Here is an 18,350-nt window from a genome sequence, read left to right as displayed (position 1 = left end):
GCGGGACTACAGCAGATAAGAGTTGCTGACTTTCATTTTCAAGAAAGTGAAAAAGCTCAAAAAGAATGACGAATAACTGAATACGAACAACAAGAAAATGACTAATACAACATATACATTTGATTTTTTAGCAGCGGCTGAAAGGCTGAAAGGTACTGTTTTACGCACTCCTTTAGAGTTTAATCAGCGATTATCTGAAAAATATCAAGCAGAAATTTATTTAAAACGCGAAGACAAACAAGTAGTTCGCTCGTATAAATTGCGTGGAGCTTATAACATGATGAGCCAAATTCCTGCAGATTTAATTAAAAATGGGGTAGTTTGTGCAAGTGCGGGTAATCATGCGCAAGGTGTTGCTCATTCTTGTAATAAATTGAAAATTAAGGGTACTATTTTTATGCCCGAAATTACGCCAAAGCAAAAGGTAAGTCAAACTACTTTATTTGGTAATGGTTGGATAGATATTGTTTTAGTTGGCGATACTTTTGATGATTGTTTAGCAGAAGCACTTCGATTTACTACAGAAAACAAAATGACTTTCGTTCCGCCATTTGATAATTATCATGTGATTGAAGGACAAGGAACGGTTGGCGTAGAAGTTTTAGAAGATTTACCGGATGCTGAAGTAGTAATTATGCCTATTGGTGGCGGTGGTTTAGCTTCTGGGACAGGAAGTTACTTAAAACAAACTAACCCAAATATTCTTTTAATTGGTGTAGAACCTGAGGGTGCTCCTTCTATGGATGCCGCTTTTAAAGCAGGTAGGCCAATAAAATTGGATCAAATTAATCGTTTTATTGATGGAGCTGCTGTAAAATCTGTTGGTTTATTAACGTATCCTATTTGTAGGGAGGTTTTAGATGAAATTATGCTGATTCCAGAGGGAAAAGTTTGTACAAGCATTTTAAAATTATATAATGAAGATGCAATTGTTGCTGAACCTGCGGGTGCTTTGGCTGTGGCATCTTTAGATTTATGTGCAGACCAGATTAAAGGCAAAAAAGTGGTTTGTATTGTAAGTGGAGGCAATAATGATATCGAACGGATGCAAGAAATTAAAGAGAAATCTTTACTTTTTGAAGGATTAAAACACTATTTCATTGTTCGTTTTCCGCAAAGACCAGGTGCATTAAAGCTTTTTGTAAATGAGGTTTTAGGTCCACATGATGATATTACCCGATTTGAGTTTATTAAAAAAACTGAACGTGAAAATGGTCCAGCTTTAGTGGGTATTGAGCTAAAAGAGAGAGAGGATTATGCAGGATTATTGGAAAGAATGAAAACCTTTAAATTCGATATGATTGAACTGAATCAAGATCAAACTTTGTTTGAATATTTAGTATAAATAAGGTTCATTAATGATTAAAAAGAGGATAAGGCGGGGAATAAGGGTTTCAAAATATATTATCTATAAGGAAACTTTAGTTGATTACAAGGAACATTTCTGGTCGTTTTTAGGTGCATTTATTGGCATTGGAATAATTGCTTTTTTTCAAAGTCAACTCTTAACAAAACAAGAAAACATCTTTTTGATAGGTTCATTTGGCGCTTCAAGTGTTTTAGTTTACGGTTCCATTCAAAGTCCATTAGCTCAGCCTCGAAACTTAATTGGTGGTCATTTCATTTCAGCATTTATTGGCGTTGTTATTTACAAAACTTTCCCTGATATTATTTATTTAACAGCTCCACTTTCCGTTGCACTTTCTATTGTTGGTATGCAGGTTACAAAAACCCTACATCCGCCAGGTGGCGCAACTGCGTTAATTGCAGTAATTGGTTCGGATAAAATTAAAGCACTAGGATACATGTACATTTTTTCTCCTGTTTTAACAGGATGTTTGATACTTTATATTATTGCACTAATTTTCAATAATATTACCTCCGAAAGAAGTTATCCGACCAATAAAAATTTCACTAACGTTATCTTAAAGATGATGGTTAAAAGAAAACAGCGACGAATAGAAAGGCGGTTGAGAAGAAAAAAATCAAACCTTTTATAACATTTTTTGTTTGATAAACGGTTAAACGCATTCTAACATCTTTCATCCTGAAAAGTTGGCAATAGTTTTGTATTATAAATTGCAAAACACACACACAACATGAAAAAGCTAACCTTAATCCTAATCTGCATCGCCTCACTAGGTCTGGCGTCTTGCAAAAAAGACACTATTGTTCAAAGTGCCAACAATTTGACAATTATTAAATACATTGAAGCAAATCAATGGCAGTCAAGCGCCGATGGATTTACTTTATCTGCATCATTATCCGATAATAGAATTGATGATAGAACTTTTGAAGATGATGGGATTTTAGTTTATATCTCTAGAAATGATGGAAATTTTTACGAACAATTACCTTTTGTTTATGATGTTCAGTCTTATAGCTATACAGTAAGTAAAGGTAGAATCGATATAGATATTCAATCGTCAGATTTTCAATCAGCAATACCAGATAAACCAACTACAAGAACAAGAGTTAAAATTGTTCTTATCGAATCTTCTCAATAAAAAAATTGATTAAAACTCTAAGAAATGACCAATATTCGCTTGAATGTGGTCATTTTTTTTGTGCTCTCCACTGTTAAGCTGCAAAGCTCTAATTTTTACGCCGTTGCGCTCTAGCAAAAGTTCATCGTAAAAACCTTTATAATAAACTTCTTTTACTTCAAATCGTCGGCTTTGCCAAGTACTTTTTAGTTCTACCCACTCGGGATAAAAAACTACATGTTGTTTTGCAGTTTTAATACCTAATTGCAATGCTTCTTCTCTAGTTAAAATAACCGCATTTCCTAAAATTTGTGCAGTATATAAATCTGAAGGATTTTGATAAATTGTTTCTGGTTTATCGTTTTGTAAAAGCTGTCCTTGTTTTAAAATCAATAATTGATCAGCAAGAAATAATCCGTCTGTTGGATCATGAGAAACCAAAATAATAGTCAATCCAGTTTCTTTTGCTAAACGTTTAATATCTGCTCGTAACTGGTTTTTCAATAATGAATCTACTTGACTAAAAGGCTCATCCAATAATAAAACTTTAGTATCACTAATTAATGCTTTTGCAATTGCAACACGTTGTTGTTCTCCTCCACTAAGCTCAATAATTTTTTTATCTTTTAATTTTGTGATGTGCAAATGCTCCATCATTTCTAAAGTTTTACTTTCCTTCGCTTTTATATCTGTGTTAGACAGCATAGAAGCGATATTATCATAAACTTTAGCATAAATATTCAAGGAAAAATCTTGGGTAACCATTTTCATTTCAGCATTACCAGGAATGAGTTGTTCGTCTGGCCCTTTCACTCTTTTATCATTCATTAAAACTTCACCGGCATCTGGTTTAAGCAAACCATAAATACATTTTAACAAAGTTGATTTTCCACTACCGCTTTCGCCAATAATGGCAACAATATCTCCTTTTGTTATAGAAAAATTAATGTCTGTTATACCCGAAGCTTGTGTTTGCTGGTATTGTTTTGTTAGCTTATTAACGGTGATTATCTGCTCATTCACACGGTAAATATAAGCATAAAGCGATAAGCTGAAAAGACTAAAGATCAACGCAAAAAAAATCCTGCAAACTTTCGTCTGCAGGATTGGGTTTATTTGTGTGTTGTGTGTGTGTTTGGTTTACTAGTTCAATTGCGAACCGTAAACTGAAAACTGTTAATTAGTTTAATCCAAATGTTAAACCGAATGCCATATTTTTTAATCCTTTTTGCGGAGCACTATCAAACATATCGCTTGCATAATATTTAGCAAATAAAGCTAATCCGTTAGTACCAACTCTTACTGTACCACCGTAGCGGAATGGAGCAAAGTTATAATCGTCTTTTTGTTTCACTTTACCATGTTCATCGCTAATCTGTTTTACTTTACCGTTTAATAAGAAAGCTATTTCTGGGCCAGCAATTAGATACCAGCGTCTACCTTTATGACTTTCCTTAGTTCTTAATTCAAAGTTTAAAGGAACGTGAACATAACTGCTAGAGAAACGATTTTTGCTATATAGAACTTCAGGAGTTTCTGTAGTATAAGTCAATGTTGGACTATTCTTAACCATTGTAATGTTGTTTTTTAAACGAATTAAAGTCCAGTCGAAACCACCAGCTACGTAGATTTTAAAGTTCGAGTTAAATCTGTATCCCATTTGCAAAACATCAAATGAAAGATGACTAGTTTTTCCAGCTTTGTAATCTAAAAAGTCATTTGCAGGCGATAAAGAGAAACTTCCATTATCAATTAATTTAGAGAAACCGATATCTAAACGAGTAAAAGTAATTCCTCCAACAAAACGACCTTTGTTTTGATCCCATTTACCAGTACTATCTTTTTTTCCTCCTAAAGTAATTCCTACTCCATAGTTGATATTAAATTTTTTGCGTTTTACGCTATCTTGTTGTGCACTCGCACTTGAGCCTGCCAGAAAGGTAAGTCCGCTTACCAAAACTGCTGTTAAAATTAAATGTTTCATTTGTGTGTATTTGTTTGGTTTATGTGTGTTTTATATTAATCCTATTATCCTTCAATCATCTTGCCTTATCCTGCAAATCTTAAAATCCTGATCCTATTTATGCTTCCTACTATTCAATTTTAAAAAGCCAATGTTTATTCCAATTAGCGATGAATTATCATCATCATCAGTGCTAAACTTTAAAAATTTCTTCTCTCTCTTATCAACTTTATCTACTACAAAGTTTACCAAGTCTCCAACATTTCTAATTCCTTTACGTTCCGAATTATTTTCTGTTTCAGTAATTACTTGATCTTCTTTCTGAGGTTCAACTTGAGCAATTACTACTGCATTATTTTCTACAGGAACTTCTTTTTCTACAACGTCAAGTGGTTTAACATCTGCTGCTTTAATAAGTAGACGATCAGTTGTTGTATTCGGTTGCACGCTTGCAAAAATAATTTTCGTATTATTTTCTGACGGAGTACGATCTATTAATTGTACTTTTTTAACCGAAGGCGATAATCTATTTTCTTTTACCGAAATAGTTGCAACTGGCAATTCGGTAGTTGCGATAACTGCATCTTGTTCAGTTGGCGTAACTACAGTTGCAACAGTATCATCACCATGCAATTGTATTTTTTCTGTTTTCTGAAAAACCAATAATGCTGTAATTGCAATAAGCACACTTGCAGCCGCCATCCAATAAATCGGAATAACGCGTTTACGTTTTGGCGCTAACTGTTGTTCTATGTTAGCCCATAAATTTGCAGATGGTTCAATCTCCGCATCTTCAAATTTATTTCTAATTAAATTATCGAATTCTTTATCCGGCATGTGTTGCATAACCAAAGCCCTCCATTTTAATAATTTCTTGTTGCAATATTGCTCTCGCCCTACTTAATTGAGATTTACTAGCACCTTCTGAGATGCCTAATGTTTCTGCAATTTCTTTGTGCGAATACCCTTCTATAATGTACATATTAAACACCATGCGATAACCGTCGGCCAGTTTTTGTATCACTTTCATTAAATCTTGCATACCTAAACTGCTAAAATCAAACCCTTGAGAAGGTTGTTCATAAGCATCTTCTATCGGCACAACGTTTAGCATACGCAAGTTTTTTCTATAACTTTCTATCGCAGTATTTACCATTATTCTTCTAATCCAACCTTCAAAAGATCCTTCACCACGATAGTCTTTAACTTTCTGGAAAACTTTAACATATCCCATTTGTAAAACATCTTCGGCTTCCATACGGTCTTTGGCATAACGCATACAAACGGCCAACATTTTCGATGCAGTTTGCTTGTACAGCGTCTCTTGCATTTTCCTGTCACCAGCCTTGCAGCCTTCCAGTAAGTCATCAATCGTATATGTTTTAGTCACCTTCATTTGTTGTTTGTATAGGGTAGATGAGCCCTAGAAGTAAAAGGTTGCACGAGGTTGCAAATATTTTTTTATTTGTTAATTTCACAGTCTAAAAATACAACATTAAGGAATTAAGAAAAATGAAGTAATCCTTAATTAATGTAATATCTTAATGGTAAAAAAATGATTTGAAAACGAATGTTAGTGTTTTATAGATTCTGTAGCCCCACTATTCGCTACATTTTTTTTGTGCTTCGACAAGCTCAGCATGACAAAAAAAATTCCACTACTATCGGGTTTAGTTAAGAAAAACCTCTTTTTCATAGGGAAATTTGCAGAACGCCAAATCTTTCAGACTTTCGGACTTATTTCTTCTTAAAAATCCTAAAATCTTCCTTATAAGTTAAAAATAAAGAATGATTAAACTGGAAATCTGCGTCAGGAGTTCCTAAATCCCAATGTGGCTCAAAGCGAACATCTAAATATAAATTAGGAACCAACTGTTTCTGATAAACATACCTAACAGCTAAAATACTTCTGCTGCTTTGTTTAAAACCAGCATCATACAAAGTTTCAGAAATCGATTGATATAAAGGCATTCCTTTAATCGTTAAGAAATTATTTCCTTTCCAATACGAAGCGACTAAACTTCCCCATTTGGTATCCATACCAGCATTTAACCACAACCCGAAACCGCCTTGGTAAGCCCTTCTTTTTGTCGGCGAAAAATCTTTGTAAACCGCAACATAATTATCCGTAAAAACTTCTTTTACTTTATCGCCAACAGTTTTGTGTAGTTTAAAACCAGTAGCACCATTAAATAAAGTGCTAATCGGAATATTTTTCAACACATCAATTTGTCCACCTTGGTGAAATGCTAAAAATTGAGCGGGAATACTCAACTTCCAATTTCCAGTATTTAACAAAATACTTTCCGTGCTTAAGCCGCCAACAATTTCTTCTTTTGCAGCCTCACCTTTATAAATCATTTTTTGCCAAGAAATCCAACTATCTAATTTGAATTTCTCTCTATCAATTAATAATTGAGTTCCGTATTCAATTGGCGTTGTAATTTTTCGTTCAAAATCGTAAATCGGTTCAATGTAATTATGCTGAATGTTTCCTTCTAGACTTCCAAAAACTAACGTCAAGTTTCTTTTATGGTATTTTAAGCTAAACAAAGGTTTAGCGTCGTAAATTCCTTCATTACCAAAATCCTTACGCAAATAAGCGCCAGCCACAATCGCCAAATTCGGATTTGCATAATACACCAATTGCGGTTCTATTTGCGTACCGTATAAAGTATAGCCGTCGTGGAATTTATTCGAATATTCGTAATTACGAACGTAATTGAAATTGTAAAAATTAAAATGTAATTCTTTATCTAAACTATCTGTAGGACGAATACGATTAAAAATTGCCTCATTGTTGAATTGAGCTTTTGCCGAAAAAGCAAATAAAGTAATTAAGATTGCGAGTAATTGTTTCTTCATATCTAATTTTAAATTCTCGCAACTTCCTAGCCAATTCGTCATTGCGAGGAGGAACGACGTGGCAATCTTTATCGCTAAACTATTCTCCCTTTTTCTCTCTATAACGCTTATAAATCTTCACAGCCATCATAATAATCATTGAAAAAGCAATTAGCCCTAATAAACCATAAATCCAGTTAACTGCACTTTTTAAAATCACCGTAAATACAATGGCAACTAATAAAATAGTCGCTACTTCATTCCACAAACGCAACTGATTAGAAGAATATTTGAAAATACCTTTTCTCAACTGCTTCATTATATTTTGACAAATGAAATGATAAATAAGTAATAAAACTACAAATGCGAGTTTTACCCACATCCAGTTTTGAGTAACTAAGAAATCGAAATGAGTATAGTACATTAAAGCACCGGCCAAAACAGTTAAACACATCGCCGGAATGGTAATAATATTCCACAAACGACCTTCAATTTTTGTGAATTCTTTTTGAAGAATATTTTTTTCTAACTCTGGTCTGTCGTTAGCTTCAGTATGATAAATAAACAAACGAACACCATAAAACAGTCCAGCCATCCAACTTACGACGAAGATGATGTGAACCGCTAAAAAGTATTTGTAATATTCTTCCATTATTAAATCAAGTCCCCTTTAGTAGATTTAGGGGTTTAATATCTAAATTCCTTTACCACTTCAATTGCATATTTTACATTATCAAAAGGAATATCGGGCATAATACCATGACCTAAGTTAAAGATAAAACCTTCTGTACCACGCATTCTTTCAAATAATTGGTGAATGTGTTTTTTGATAACCGGTTGATCTGCGTATAAAATATGCGGGTCTAAATTACCTTGCACAGCAATTCCAGCAGGTAAAGCATTTTTAATATTTAATAAATCTGCATTCCAATCAACAGAAATTACATCTGGTTTTGCTTCAGCCATAATTGGCGCAAAAACCGAGCTTCCTTTGCAAAAAGAAATCACAGGGACATTGGTTCTGTTTAATCCAGCAATAATTTGTTGGTTATATTGATGAGAAAATTCTTGATAATCGTTCCAAGATAAAGCCAAAGCCCAACTATCAAATAACTGAACAGCATTTACACCAGCGGCAATTTGTAAGTTCAAATAATCGGTAGTTACTTTTGCAATTTTAGCCAATAAATGATGCGCCAATTCAGGGTGATTGTGCATTAACAACTTCGTTAACTTAAAATCTTTTGAAGAACCACCTTCCACCAAATAACTCATTACCGTAAATGGAGCACCTGCAAAACCGATTAAAGGAATACTACCATCTAAACGTTGCTGAATAACTTTAATCGCATCAGCAACATATTCCAATCTATCTACAACATCAGTTTCTAATTTATCGATATCAGCAGCAGTACGAACAGGATTTGCAAATTTCGGTCCAACACCTTGAGTAAAACTTAAATCTCCACCCATTGCTTCGCCTGTTACCAAAATATCGCAGAATAAAATAGCAGCATCAATTCCCAATAAATCAACTGGCAACATCGTAACATCAGCAGCAATTTCTGGGTTTTTGCACATTTCTAAAAACGAATATTTGTTTTTAATTTCCCAATATTGTGGCATAAAACGACCTGCTTGACGCATCATCCAAACTGGTGGCCGTTCTGTAGCTGTTGAATTTGCAGCGTCTAAAAATAAGTTATTCTTCATCTTGTATTAGGCCAAATTGCTGGCTTCTTTCTCTATAATTTTTATAATTTCTTGCGCTCTTGATGTTGTCGCCAACTCCTTCGCCTTTTCTATATATGCTTTTGCTCTCTCACCATCCTTTTTCCGCAAAGCGAGATTAGCCAAATGTATCATCACAAACGCTTTATCATTTTTTCCTCCCAATGGGAAACGACTAGCGATTTGAAAGTGAAACTCTGCTGTTTCAAAATCTTCTCTTTGCAGGGCGATATTCGCTTTCATGAACTCATAATATCCACGACGATTTTTAGCCAATCGATCAGGGTTTTTAACTTCTGCTAAAATCTTTTCGGTCTTATCATAATCTGCATCTTTAAAATGTTTAGAAGCCAATAAAACAGAACTATGTTTAAAGTGACTCCACAAAATAAAGGCAAAGAGAAAGCCGGCTATTGCAGCCAGCTGGTATTGATTGAAATATAAACTTACCAATGCAGAAAGGGCAAAAGTTGCCATTAAAGCATATCTACTCCAAGTATTGTACATTAATGTGCGCTATCTGTAAATTTATAACCTACACCTCTAATCGAGTGAAAATACACCGGGTTTTTCTGATCTGGTTCGAAATATTTACGGAACGTTAAAATAAAATTATCAATTGTTCTTGTTGACGGATACACATCGTAATTCCAAACTGTTTCTAGAATTTGCTCACGAGAAACAGCTTCGTTTTTACGTTCAATTAACAGTTTTAACAACATGGTTTCCTTTTTAGTTAAAGGCACAACAACACCATCATCTTGTTTTAACTCAAACGAATTGAAATAAATAGTTTTATCGCCGATTTTATAAGAGTTTAATTCTTTTAAATCATCAGCTTTTAAGCTACGTTTTACTAAAATTCCAACACGTAGAATTAATTCTTCTAAGTTGAAAGGTTTTACTAAATAATCATCAGCTCCTTTTTTAAGACCCATTACACGGTCTTCACTTGTGTTTTTAGCAGTTAAAAACAAAATCGGAACTTCAGTATTCTCTAAACGAATAGTTTCGCAAACTTGGAAACCATCCATTTCTGGCAGCATTACATCTAAAATAATCAAGTTGAAACGTTCTTCCTTGAAAACTTTAAGAGCGGTTTTGCCGTCTTTAACAGCGTGGACTTTATAACCCTCTAATTCGAGGTTTAATTTAATGGCGTCTAACAAATGATCTTCGTCTTCTACCAACAGTATTCTTAATTTTTGTGGCATATCAATTAAATGTTACTTCAAAAATTGCACCTTGCGGTACGTTATCTTTAACGCTAATATCAGCGTCGTGGTTTTGTAATACCTCTTTAACAATAAACAAGCCAAGTCCAGTGCCCTTAGATTTGCGCACATTTTCATCGCCAACGCGGTAAAATTTATCGAAAATAAGCATTTTTTCTCCCTCTGGGATGCCCGGACCTTTATCTGAAACCGTTAAAAAGGGCTTACCGTCATTTTGACAGAGCTCTACTGCAATTTCGGCACACGGACCAGAATATTTAACAGCATTTTCTACCAAATTGGTAACCACCGATGATAAAGCAAATTTATCGCCCATCACTTTAATGCCTTTTTTTATTTTTGTGTTGATTAACTGTTGGTTTCCACACGAATGAACTTGCAATCGATCAGTAATTTTAGTTACCATTTCAGAGAAATCAAATTCTTCTTTTGGGAAAGAATAGGTACGACTTTCAATCTTTGTAGCCAATAACATATTCTCTACCAAATCATCCAAACGCTCAATATCTTTTAGCGAATTATTTAGTAAAGATGTCTGCATGGCTTTCTCTAAATCTCGTTTTATAATAGTTTGCAAACTTAGTTTTATAGCAGCCAAAGGCGATTTCAGTTCATGAGTAACCGACATTAAGAAATTCTGTTGCTGCTCTTTTAACCTATCTTCCTTTTTAATAGAAGCGTGAATAAAATAAGCACCAACGCAAAGTAAGAATATAAAAATCGAGCCCTCTCCCATTATCATTCCCATTTTTTGTGGCTGTAAATCGATTACAACTGAGCCCCACCAAAACATTTCTAATAATGCGTAGAGCAATAAAAAGTAAAATATGAGAATTGATTTTTTCATTATCCTTTTCTAAAAACTAAATCCAACGCATCAAAAATAGCTCTTTTTGTTTTCTCTAATTCTATTTTAGTGTGCGCTGCAGAAACAAAACCAACTTCATAACCAGATGGGCCTAAATAAATGCCTCTGTTTAATAACTCACGGTGCAATACTTTAAATTTATCCATACTTGTCGGATCAATATCTTCAGCAGTTTTAATGTCTTTATCTGTAAAGGCGAACCAAAAGATAGAACCCACAGTAAACACTTTAAATTTATAGTTTTTAGCAGTTGCAAAACGCTGAATACTATCTACAAACTCTTTCGTTTTTTGGTTTAAATCCTTATAAAATCCAGAGCGCAAAAGTTCAGTTAAAGTGGCAATACCCGCAGCCATTGCTACTGGGTTTCCAGATAAAGTTCCCGCTTGGTAAACTCCGCCATCGGGCGAAATATGACCCATAATTTCTGCAGAAGCTCCGTACATTCCGACTGGCAAACCTCCGCCGATAATTTTTCCGTAGGTTACTATATCTGGCTTGATGCCGTAATGTGCCGCAGCACCTTCAAAACCAACTCTAAAACCAGTAATTACTTCATCAAAAATTAATAAGGCATTGTTTTCTGTACAAGCTGCTCTTAAAAATTCGATATAATCTTGATCTTGTAATAGCAATCCGTTATTTGCTGGAATGCCTTCTATAATTACCGCAGCAATTTGATCTTTAAACTGTGCAAAAGCTTCAGAAATTGCATTTTTATCGTTTAAAGGAATAACTATTGTTTCATCAGCGAAAGATTTAGGTACACCAGCCGAAGAAGTTTCTCCAAAAGTTACTAATCCTGAACCTGCTTTTACTAAAAGTGAATCACTATGACCATGGTAACAACCTTCAAATTTGATGATTTTATCTTTCCCAGTATATCCACGAGCCAATCTAATCGCCGACATTACAGCCTCAGTTCCAGAACTCGTAAAACGGATTTTCTCTACATAACTGTTATTCTTGATAATCAGCTCTGCTAATTCATTTTCTAGTGCAGTTGGTGCGCCAAAGCTCATTCCATTCTGCATTACTTCAATAACTTTTTCTCTGATTTTAGCGTTGTTATGACCTAAAATTAGCGGGCCCCAACTAGCACAAAAATCTATAAATTGATTTCCATCGGCATCCCAAATATAACAACCATCACCTTTTTGAATAAATAATGGTATTCCGTAAACAGATTTAAAAGCCCTAACTGGAGAGTTTACTCCGCCAGGAAAATAGGTTTTCGATTTCTCATACAACTCCGCCGATTTCTCACGACTGATATCAGGCTTACTCCCTGTATTTGTCGGCATTTCTTCTTCGGTTCCCGAAAATATTTTCTTTAACTGTTCTAACATTTTATTTAAGGCTGAAAGCTAGAAGGTAGAAGGCATAAGGTCTGAGCGCTTAAACCCTCAACCTTTATACCTTTTACCTTCCACCTCAATTACATCCAATTATTCTCTACTATATCTCTAATGTGGTACGTGGTAATAATACTTGCTCCTGCTCTGGCAAAGGCATGCATCGTTTCCATAACCACTTTTTGTTCATCTATCCAACCTCTTTGTGCGGCCGCTTTAACCATCGAGTATTCTCCCGAAACATTATAACAAGCAATTGGCAAATCAGAGTTTTGTTTCAATTTGCTAATCACATCTAAATAAGCCAAAGCTGGTTTAACCATCAACACATCTGCGCCTTCACTTTCATCTAACAACGCTTCCCTAACTGCTTCTGTTCCATTTCTGAAATCCATTTGATACGCTTTCCTATCGCCTTTATTTGGCGCACAATCTGCAGCTTCTCTAAACGGACCATAATAAGCCGAAGCAAATTTGGTAGCATGGCTCATGATTGCCGTATTTACAAAACCACTTCCATCTAATTTATGTCTAATTGCCGCCACACGACCATCCATCATATCCGAAGGCGCTAACATATCTGCACCCGCTTCTGCATGGTTTAAAGCCATTTTCGCAATTAATTCTACCGATAAATCATTTTGGATATAATCATCTTTCATAATTCCGCAATGACCATGAGTGGTATAAGAACAAACGCAAACATCGGTAACAACATATAAATCATCACCAAAGTTTTTCTTCAATTCCCTAACTGCAACTGGCACTAAAGAATGTGAATCATAGGCAGATTTTGCATCTTCACTTTTCTCATCACCTACGCCAAAAAGCATAATTTTATTTACACCTAACTTTAATCCTTTCTCTACATCCTTTAACAAAGTATCTGTAGAAAAATGATTTACACCTGGCATCGCATCAATTGCTTTGGTTACTCCAGTTCCAGGAACCACAAAATAAGGATAGATAAACATATCTTTCGATAATCGCGTTTCAGCAATCATTTCTCTTACAACTGGATTTTTTCTTAACCTACGTGGTCTTTGCATATTGTTACAAGTTGTGGGTTGCGTGTTGTGGGTCTAAAACCCTATATTAAACTCAATTGTTATGAATCATGACCTGCAACCCGCAACTCACAACCCACAACTTTTTATATTCCAAAAACAGCTTCTGCCAAACCAATTTCATCTGGAGAATATGGCAGCGTATACTTCACACCCATTTCTTCAAATTTTTTACCTGTCGAATTACCAATGGCAATCACTTTTTGTTCTGGGTCTAATAAATTATCAATAAAATAAGCATCAACATTGCTTGGACTTGTAAAAATCAATACTTCGGCAGTTGTACCGTCAATTTTATCTTCAATTACAGTTTCATAAATAGGTAGGTCGACAATTTTTGTATCTGAACCTAGAGATTTCTGAATACTCAATAGAGAATCTTGCGCTCTTGGAAACATCACTATTTTACCTGTAACTAGCTTTGCAAATTCTTCTGCTACCTCTGTAATATCTCCGCTTTCGCCAACAAAATCTGCTAAATGCCCAAATTTTCTCAACGTATCTTCACTACCGCGACCAACTACACCAAACTTTACCTTCTTAGCTAAAACCGGATTTAGTTTAAAGAAATATTCTACCCCATTTCTACTACTAAAAAATATCCAATCTAAGTTTCTTAAATAAAATGGATCTAAAATATTTACAATTGGAAATGTGCGAATTAACGAACGTCCATCAATTTCTATATCGTGTTTTTCTAAAGCTTTTCTAAAATAACTATGCTCACCAATTTCTCTGGAGATAAAAACCTTAGCAGGAAGTTTTCGTTCTTTATCAAACTTAGCTACAATTTTTTCTGCTAAACCTTCGGTAGTTGATGACCTTAAAAATAAGCGATCTGGAAAATCCTCATCAGTTTCTGCTTTTGATGTCCAAACTTCAAACTCACCATCTTCCTTTTTGCAGTAACAACCCAAAGGCATGTGACAACCACCTTCAAAAAGATTTAATACTTTACGTTCAACAGCAATTTCTTCGGCAGTTGCCGAATTGTGTATTTTTTGTAAAGCAGTAAATAGCTCTGTATCATTTTCACGAATTTGAATAGCTAAAGCTCCTTGTGCGGGTGCAGGAACTAGTTCAGTTGTATCTACAACTTCTACATGGAACTCACTTAAATCTATATTTAATCTATTTACACCAGCTTTTGCTAGTAAAATAGCATCGTAATCTTCATCACGTAATTTCTGAATACGTGTTGGCACATTTCCACGTAAATCTTCAATGTTTAAATCAGAGCGCAACGCCAATAATTGTGCTTTACGACGATTAGAAGATGTGCCAACCATTGCTCCTTTTTTTAAGGATAATTTCTGACTAACATCTACGCAGTCTTTTAAAATTAATAATAATTCTGATGGATCTTCGCGTTCAGTAACTGCGGCGATAATTAATCCCTCTGGATTAGTAGTTGGTAAATCTTTATGAGAGTGAACGGCAATATCAATCGTTCCACCTAACAATTCTTCTTCCAACTCTTTGGTAAAAAAACCTTTGCCTTCTAATTTATCAAGTCTAAGATTTAATATTTTATCGCCCTGCGTTTTAATAATTTTCAATTCTGCATCTATACCAATAGCCGCTAACCTATCTTTTGTATTGTTAGCTTGCCATAATGCTAAATCGCTTCCGCGTGTACCAATAATTATTTTCTTCACCTTTATGTTAGTTGTTTCCGCAAATTTAATTAATTTTTCTGCAAGAGAGAGCCCGAATTAAACGGACTAACGACAATAAAACTTAGCTATGTTTTACTAAGATTTCTTTTGCCATCACCATTGGAATGGTAATACATTTTTTCTCCATGTAGTCCATCACCCGTTCTAAAACTGCTCTCGAATTATCATCTAAAGTATTTATTTCATCTGCAAAAACACCATTGATGGCCGTATGTTTTATTTCTTTAATCTTTTTAGGCACATCGCTCATCGCAATTTCTATTTTGCGTTGGCGTAAAACGGATTCAAATTCTTTAATATTTTCGTCGATGATATGCTCTGCATTAACTAATTCATCGTAACGTTCTTGAATATTTTTGCGGGCAGTTTCTTTTAATGATTCTACTTCGATGTAATGTATTGGAAAGTTTTTCACCACTTCTGGTGCTATATCATTAGGTATCGCTAAGTCTACAATTATCTTTTTACCAGTATCTCCGTTTAGTAATTTGGTGTAAACTTCTTCAGTAATAATTGGTTCAGTTGCACCGGTACAAGTAATAATTACATCAAAACCATGCTCAAAATCGGCCAATGCCGAAAGCGGATATGCTTTTCCGTTTAAATCTTTAGCTAAACACTCTGCTTTTTCTATAGTTCTGTTAAACACAGAAAAGTTAGAGTATTTGTGCTTTTTAAGGTATTGAGCAATGTTTTTATTGGTTTCGCCAGCACCTATAACTAACAAACGTGGATTGGTACACATGGTTAATGCTCGCAATTTGCGATAAGCCAATGATACAACTGAAACTGGATTTTTGGAGATATTAGTATGCGTATAAACTTCTTTAGCGGTTTTAACAACTCGGCTCATAATCATCCGCATGTAATCGCTAGTAAACCCAGCTACGCGACATGCTTCGTAAGCTTTACGTATTTGAGCAAGAATTTCTTTCTCGCCAACCACTAAACTTTCTAAAGAACAAGAGGTACGTAATAGGTGATTAAAAGCATGCTCTTTTTCGTATACCGAAACATTTGCTATAAATTGTTCCATGTATTCTTCGGGCAAACCCATATCTAATACATGTAAAAAACGACTAATAAAAGTTTTATCAAGTTCTGCCGATGAGGTAAATATAAACTCGACACGGTTGCAAGTACCAACATAAAAAATCTCTTTTATGTTTAGTTCAGATTGGATATTTCTCAACCTATCGTCCAACGTATGCTCACATATAACTAATTTCCCTAACGCTTTTAGGTCAATCTGTTTGTGCGTAAATGCAATAATCTTTAAATATTCCAAAATAGGTTCAGCGTATTATTTTTAGCACAACAAAAGTAAATACGCAAACCCGCATATCTGTCATTATGCTGTAATTTAGGGTAATTTAGAAAGGTTTTAAATTAACTTTGAATTAACAAACCATGTCTTTTTAAAATTGTTATTTTTGTTTAAAATACTAAGTTTAAGATAGATTATGATACATAAAGAAGAGTTTTCATTAGCTGGCGCAGATCAAAAAATTATTGTTGGAGATATAACTTATGACGATAAGAATACAAAAGCGCCATTGGTAATTTTTGTTCACGGCTTTAAAGGATTTAAAGATTGGGGCGCTCATAATTTAGTTGCTCGTTACTTTGCTCAAAACGGGTATCGTTATTTAAAATTTAATTTATCACATAGTGGAGTAACACCAGAAAAGCCAAATGACGTGAGTGATATGGATGCTTTTGCTGCCAACACGGTTTCTAAAGAAATGTTAGATGTTGATTTAGTAATCGATTATGCCTTACAAAACTTGAGCGTTAAAGAGGTTTTTCTTATTGGCCATAGTCGCGGGGGCGGATTAAGTATTTTACAAGCTGCAAACAACCCACATATTAAAGGTTTAATTACATGGAGCGCCATTTCAGATTTTAGTAGTCTTTGGGGAAAAGAACGTGAAAAAGAATGGAAAGCGGAAGGCAAAATATATGTAATGAACGCTCGTACTAAAAAAAAAATGCCACTAAATGTTACCCTATTAACAGATTTTGAAGCAAATAAAGAAAAACTAAATATAATAAATAGCGCAAGGCTGATAAATATTCCGTGGTTAATTGTGCAGGGCGATGATGATGTAAACGTTCCATTTGAAACCGCCCAAAAACTGGCAGATGCAAATTTGAATAGCAGATTAATAAAAGTTGAAGGGGCTAATCATGTGTATGGCGCATCGCATCCGTATGATAAAGAAACTTTGCCCGCAACTTTATTACTGGTTTGCGAAAAGAGTTTATTGTTTTTGAATGGGTTGTAAAGTAATCTCATTCATATAGAAAGAAACCTAGCATCCGCCAATAGAAACCCAGCATCCGCCAGTAGAAACCTAGCACCCGCCAATAGAAACCTAGCATCCGCCAATAGAAACCTAGCACCCGCCAGTAGAAACCTAGCACCTGCCAGTAGAAACCTAGCACCTGCCAGTAGAAACCTAGCACCTGCCAGTAGAAACCTAGCGCCTGCCAGTAGAAACCTAGCACCTGCCAGTAGAAACCTAGCACCTGCCAGTAGAAACCTAGCACCCGCCAGTAGAAACCTAGCACCTGCCAGTAGAAACCTAGCACCTGCCAGTAGAAACCTAGCACCTGCTAAAATGCAAAATCTAAATTCTTCGCTTCGCTCTGAATGACAAATAGTATCTTTATAACCTATTAGAACTCATATGAACAAAGAAATATTCCGTCAATTTGCCGATATCGAAGTTAAAGAAATGAGCCCAGGTTTCTTTTCAAAACTCATTCACACCGATAACAATACCATCAATTTTATTGATATAAAAGCAGGTAGCGACTCTCCTATTCACAGTCACCCGCACCACCAATGCGCTTTTGTTTTAAAAGGTCAGTTTGAAATGACTGTTGGTGAGGAAACTCAGATTTTAGATACGGGTAAGTTTGTTTTAATTCCTGGGAATGTACCACATGGTGGAAAAGCAATTACAGATTGTACATTGTTAGATGTTTTTAGTCCGGGAAGAGAAGATTTTAAGTATTAAAATAGGTTTTGCTCTGCTCGTTATTCCCGTGAAAATGGGAATTCTAATACAATAGGAGGCTTTAATACGCTTTACGATTCCCGTTTTCACGGGAAT

General features: G+C 34.9%; 20 protein-coding genes. 5 read left to right on the top strand and 15 right to left on the bottom strand.

Annotated elements, in window-relative coordinates; translation table 11 throughout:
• The first annotated feature begins 97 nt into the window (after nucleotides 1-97).
• The 3 genes from ilvA (at nucleotide 98) to GM921_RS01060 (ending at nucleotide 2,507) form a co-directional block, all read left to right on the top strand.
• Nucleotides 98-1,345, top strand: a complete 1,248-nt coding sequence (gene ilvA / locus GM921_RS01070; protein ID WP_182920765.1) for a threonine ammonia-lyase IlvA — start codon at nucleotides 98-100, stop codon at nucleotides 1,343-1,345.
• Nucleotides 1,346-1,358: 13 nt separating this feature from the next.
• Complete coding sequence (locus GM921_RS01065) at nucleotides 1,359-2,000, top strand: HPP family protein (RefSeq protein WP_182920764.1); 642 nt, start codon at nucleotides 1,359-1,361, stop codon at nucleotides 1,998-2,000.
• Nucleotides 2,001-2,099: 99 nt separating this feature from the next.
• On the top strand, nucleotides 2,100-2,507 hold the full coding sequence (locus GM921_RS01060) for a hypothetical protein (protein WP_182920763.1): 408 nt from the start codon (nucleotides 2,100-2,102) through the stop codon (nucleotides 2,505-2,507).
• 9 nt (nucleotides 2,508-2,516) lie between these two features.
• Here GM921_RS01060 and GM921_RS01055 read toward each other — a convergent pair whose 3' ends face one another.
• The 14 genes from GM921_RS01055 to hemA form a co-directional block, all read right to left on the bottom strand.
• Nucleotides 2,517-3,509, bottom strand: a complete 993-nt coding sequence (locus tag GM921_RS01055; protein ID WP_182920762.1) for an ABC transporter ATP-binding protein — start codon at nucleotides 3,507-3,509, stop codon at nucleotides 2,517-2,519.
• Nucleotides 3,510-3,666: 157 nt separating this feature from the next.
• Entirely contained in the window at nucleotides 3,667-4,470 is an 804-nt protein-coding gene (locus tag GM921_RS01050; protein WP_182920761.1) for an outer membrane beta-barrel protein, read from the bottom strand.
• A 93-nt stretch (nucleotides 4,471-4,563) separates the two neighbouring features.
• Complete coding sequence (locus GM921_RS01045; protein ID WP_182920760.1) at nucleotides 4,564-5,286, bottom strand: hypothetical protein; 723 nt, start codon at nucleotides 5,284-5,286, stop codon at nucleotides 4,564-4,566.
• Nucleotides 5,276-5,845 carry an RNA polymerase sigma factor gene (locus GM921_RS01040; protein ID WP_182920759.1) on the bottom strand — a complete coding sequence of 190 codons (570 nt, stop codon included), beginning with the start codon at nucleotides 5,843-5,845 and terminating at the stop codon, nucleotides 5,276-5,278. The genes GM921_RS01045 and GM921_RS01040 overlap by 11 nt, the downstream gene beginning before the upstream one ends.
• Nucleotides 5,846-6,186: 341 nt before the next feature.
• Complete coding sequence (locus GM921_RS01035) at nucleotides 6,187-7,314, bottom strand: hypothetical protein (RefSeq protein WP_182920758.1); 1,128 nt, start codon at nucleotides 7,312-7,314, stop codon at nucleotides 6,187-6,189.
• 79 nt (nucleotides 7,315-7,393) lie between these two features.
• A complete protein-coding gene (locus GM921_RS01030) occupies nucleotides 7,394-7,945 on the bottom strand; it encodes a CopD family protein (RefSeq protein ID WP_182920757.1) in 552 nt (183 codons plus the stop codon).
• Nucleotides 7,946-7,980: 35 nt separating this feature from the next.
• Nucleotides 7,981-9,006, bottom strand: a complete 1,026-nt coding sequence (gene hemE / locus GM921_RS01025; protein ID WP_182920756.1) for a uroporphyrinogen decarboxylase — start codon at nucleotides 9,004-9,006, stop codon at nucleotides 7,981-7,983.
• A 6-nt stretch (nucleotides 9,007-9,012) separates the two neighbouring features.
• On the bottom strand, nucleotides 9,013-9,531 hold the full coding sequence (locus tag GM921_RS01020) for a hypothetical protein (protein WP_182920755.1): 519 nt from the start codon (nucleotides 9,529-9,531) through the stop codon (nucleotides 9,013-9,015).
• On the bottom strand, nucleotides 9,531-10,238 hold the full coding sequence (locus GM921_RS01015) for a response regulator transcription factor (RefSeq protein ID WP_182920754.1): 708 nt from the start codon (nucleotides 10,236-10,238) through the stop codon (nucleotides 9,531-9,533). The genes GM921_RS01020 and GM921_RS01015 overlap by 1 nt, the downstream gene beginning before the upstream one ends.
• Nucleotide 10,239: 1 nt before the next feature.
• Nucleotides 10,240-11,106 (bottom strand): sensor histidine kinase, encoded by an 867-nt coding sequence (locus tag GM921_RS01010; protein ID WP_182920753.1) that lies wholly within the window; start codon nucleotides 11,104-11,106, stop codon nucleotides 10,240-10,242.
• Complete coding sequence (gene hemL / locus GM921_RS01005) at nucleotides 11,106-12,476, bottom strand: glutamate-1-semialdehyde 2,1-aminomutase (protein WP_182920752.1); 1,371 nt, start codon at nucleotides 12,474-12,476, stop codon at nucleotides 11,106-11,108. Before hemL ends, GM921_RS01010 begins: the two co-directional genes overlap by 1 nt.
• Nucleotides 12,477-12,565: 89 nt before the next feature.
• Entirely contained in the window at nucleotides 12,566-13,531 is a 966-nt protein-coding gene (gene hemB / locus GM921_RS01000; RefSeq protein ID WP_182920751.1) for a porphobilinogen synthase, read from the bottom strand.
• Nucleotides 13,532-13,635: 104 nt separating this feature from the next.
• Complete coding sequence (gene hemC, locus GM921_RS00995) at nucleotides 13,636-15,207, bottom strand: hydroxymethylbilane synthase (protein WP_182920750.1); 1,572 nt, start codon at nucleotides 15,205-15,207, stop codon at nucleotides 13,636-13,638.
• Nucleotides 15,208-15,289: 82 nt separating this feature from the next.
• On the bottom strand, nucleotides 15,290-16,516 hold the full coding sequence (gene hemA, locus GM921_RS00990; protein WP_182920749.1) for a glutamyl-tRNA reductase: 1,227 nt from the start codon (nucleotides 16,514-16,516) through the stop codon (nucleotides 15,290-15,292).
• A gap of 175 nt (nucleotides 16,517-16,691) precedes the next feature.
• On the opposite strand from hemA, the gene GM921_RS00985 reads away from it, so the two are divergent.
• Entirely contained in the window at nucleotides 16,692-17,516 is an 825-nt protein-coding gene (locus tag GM921_RS00985; protein WP_182920748.1) for an alpha/beta hydrolase family protein, read from the top strand.
• Between the two features lie 7 nt (nucleotides 17,517-17,523).
• Here GM921_RS00985 and GM921_RS00980 read toward each other — a convergent pair whose 3' ends face one another.
• The gene (locus GM921_RS00980; RefSeq protein WP_182920747.1) at nucleotides 17,524-17,844 is read right to left on the bottom strand and encodes a hypothetical protein; all 321 of its coding nucleotides are present in this window, start codon (nucleotides 17,842-17,844) and stop codon (nucleotides 17,524-17,526) included.
• A gap of 77 nt (nucleotides 17,845-17,921) precedes the next feature.
• Here GM921_RS00980 and GM921_RS00975 point away from each other — a divergent pair, with 77 nt between their 5' ends.
• A complete protein-coding gene (locus GM921_RS00975; RefSeq protein ID WP_182920746.1) occupies nucleotides 17,922-18,254 on the top strand; it encodes a cupin domain-containing protein in 333 nt (110 codons plus the stop codon).
• Nucleotides 18,255-18,350 lie beyond the last annotated feature (96 nt).

Origin of the sequence: Pedobacter planticolens (assembly GCF_014172375.1) — a bacterium.
GTDB classification, from domain to species: Bacteria; Bacteroidota; Bacteroidia; order Sphingobacteriales; family Sphingobacteriaceae; genus Pedobacter; species Pedobacter planticolens.
Note: the sequence above shows the minus strand (reverse complement) of the source record. Positions and strands in the feature narration are given on the sequence as shown.